We start from the raw sequence: 438 nt of genomic DNA on the forward strand, positions 1-438 counted from the left end.
AAACACGTGCGTCAGGTCAACCGCCGCGGCGTTTTCAGCAGTAACCGCGGCGAGGCCACCCGCGGGAGGCTGGTGCATACGCATGAGAATCTTCGACTCAGGCGGGCTTGCATACGTGTACAGGGTCGCCTGCAAGCACTTTGCACCGGGCGGTATCCAGATTCGCCACTGAAGATGTGATGTGCTGCCGTGGAACCCGGCCATGTAAACCGTGTCGGCATCTTCCGCAAGCATTGGCGAACCAGGCGCGAACACATCGCGAAAGCCTGCTGTGCCGCGTCCAACCAAGGAGAGGTAATCAGTCATGCTATGCCCTTACTTCTTTGATTGAACCGTTCCCAGACGATGTAGCCGATGGCACCGATGGCTACCACCAGCAGAATAGGCACCAGCCAATCACCCAGACCAGCCACTGAGTATTTCAGCGTGGCTAAGGTG

The 438-nt window shown here is 58.0% G+C and carries 1 protein-coding gene; it reads right to left on the reverse strand.

Features of this window, described 5'->3' with window-relative positions; genetic code table 11:
* Nucleotides 1-306: hypothetical protein (locus H7U32_RS10420; protein ID WP_204469943.1), on the reverse strand; the 306-nt coding region annotated here is incomplete at its 3' end.
* Nucleotides 307-438: the final 132 nt, after the last annotated feature.

This window comes from Bifidobacterium pullorum subsp. saeculare (assembly GCF_016899725.1).
GTDB lineage: Bacteria > Actinomycetota > Actinomycetes > Actinomycetales > Bifidobacteriaceae > Bifidobacterium > Bifidobacterium pullorum_C.